This is a genomic window from Clostridium tarantellae (assembly GCF_009295725.1).
GTDB lineage: Bacteria > Bacillota > Clostridia > Clostridiales > Clostridiaceae > Sarcina > Sarcina tarantellae.
Genome location: NZ_WHJC01000424.1, coordinates 1 through 2,181, shown reverse-complemented (window position 1 = coordinate 2,181; position 2,181 = coordinate 1). Strand labels below are relative to the sequence as shown.

The following is a 2,181-nucleotide window of genomic DNA, read 5'->3' as shown; positions in this document are numbered from 1 at the left end:
GTAGAATACTTATAATTATAACTTCAAATATATATTTATGAAATTGAATTGACAAAAAAGCAATATAAGGTAATAATTTTTTTAATAACTTTATATAAGTTATTAAAATGCTATACCAATGATTTTTTTGGTAGTAAATCATATGCCACCTCTAACTTTTTTCTTTTATAATATTACATATTTTTTTGCAAATATCATTATTTAGTCCCGGAATTATAATTTTTCCTGCTGCTGTATAAATCTTTATTTTATTTATTCTTAATATTTTACTTATAGGATTTTGAACTATATCTATATATTTTATTCTATCTATAGGAATACATTTAGATTTTTTAAAGATTATACCATACTTAACTTCTATAAATTTTTTAGTAATGGAATATCTCCAAAAAATAAATTCTAATACAGGTGTTATAATTACAAATATAATATATAATAATATCCATAATAAAATAGTATACTTATATAAGTTTATTGTGAAATTAAATTTAATAAAAGAATATACAATAGAAAATAAAAATATTAAGAAAATTAAATTTCTCATAATAAAAATATCTATTATAAATTTTTTACTGATTTTTAAATTTAACATTTTTTCTCCCCATGTAAACTATATTAAAACCCTATAAGAAATTTCTTACAGGGCTTATAATTCAATATATTGTTTTTTAATTCATTTTATATTAACATACACATTAAAATTTATCAACAAATGCTTATTGAAAATCTTTTATTCTTTTTATTAATTTGGGTTTAATTATAGAAATTATTTTTTTAGAATCTTTATTTAAATTATTTATTATTTCCTTATAATTTTCTTTAACTACATCTACAACTTGTTGTATCCAATTTAAAACTTTATTTTCCGATAAAATATAAATATCATAATTAAGAATTATTATTTTTTTATCATAGTTAAAATTTATTTTATCTATTCCTTTTAACAGACTAATGCTTTCTAAAATTAATTTTTCATATTCTTTATTTTTATTTATTAGTTTCATTAACATATCATTTTTAAAAGCAATTTCTCCTGGAATTATATTTACACATTCAAATTTAGTTAATTGTTTTAATATATATTTCTCAACACCAAACATAATCTTTTCTCCTATTTATTCACTAATATAAAATTTAAATTCTTTCTTATTTATATTATGATTTATGTTTTATATCATAATACTATTCACTAATTCAATATAAAAAATAAAAACTATGAATTTCATAAATTCATAGTTTTTATACAAAATTTTAATTATAATTATTAAAATATTTATTATTTTTTAAATATACCAAATGGCTTTCCAACTGGTAAGAAAACTCTTCCAAAATGATTATTTAAAACAGCTGCAGCTGAACCATAGAATGACATTATTGAAAGTATTAATTCTGACCATGCTGCTAAATTATGTCCAAACTTAGCCATTATTCCAAATGTACTTAAGCTTAATCCAATAAACAATAAATCAATTAAGACAAATATTATAAATAATACTTTATGAGTTTCCATAGCTCCAATTGTCATAAATAAAGTAAATATCAAATATGCTATAAAAGCCATACCTAATTGTTTTCCATCTACAGAACTTGCTAATTTCTGTCCAAAAACACCATTTTGAATTAACCAAGCAAACCCCATTGAATACCAAAAAAATGCATATCCACCAAATGCAGTAGCTCCAAATGTATTATTATGTTGAAAATCTTTTAAACAAGCTAATAATTGAGCTGAAGCCCCTAAAAATATTGCCCACGGTAAAACTAATGATACCCCGCTAGTCCATCCTAATTTTTGAGATGATGCAACTAATGTTATTACAGCTAAACCAAAAAGACCTATTGCTGATGGGTCAGCAGTAACTACTTTTACTTTTGTTTCGTTCATAATTATCCCCCTACGTTTTTCCTTTGTTTTTAAAAATTATACTTTACAAGATTAACAAAACATTTATTTGTTGTCAATTAAAATTTAAAAAGATTTATAATATTAAATATTCTGTTAATTTTAATTAATATTTTTACTCTTAGCTTTATTTAAAATAATATTATTTATTATTTTTATTTAGTTAATATTTAATTTTCATTACGTTAATATCATTACATAAATTTAGGAAATTATACACAATAAAAACATTTTCAAAATTATTATTTTTTATATATTCACTTAATTTTAAAGAAGTA

3 protein-coding genes are annotated in these 2,181 nt (G+C 20.0%); all 3 read right to left on the bottom strand.

The genetic code is table 11. From position 1 onward, the window contains the following. Nucleotides 1–151: 151 nt before the first annotated feature. Nucleotides 152–592 carry a PH domain-containing protein gene (locus GBZ86_RS15225; RefSeq protein ID WP_152892063.1) on the bottom strand — a complete coding sequence of 147 codons (441 nt, stop codon included), beginning with the start codon at nucleotides 590–592 and terminating at the stop codon, nucleotides 152–154. A gap of 124 nt (nucleotides 593–716) precedes the next feature. Next, entirely contained in the window at nucleotides 717–1,100 is a 384-nt protein-coding gene (locus GBZ86_RS15220) for a hypothetical protein (protein WP_152892061.1), read from the bottom strand. 176 nt (nucleotides 1,101–1,276) lie between these two features. Further along, complete coding sequence (locus tag GBZ86_RS15215; protein WP_152892059.1) at nucleotides 1,277–1,885, bottom strand: acetate uptake transporter; 609 nt, start codon at nucleotides 1,883–1,885, stop codon at nucleotides 1,277–1,279. Nucleotides 1,886–2,181: the final 296 nt, after the last annotated feature.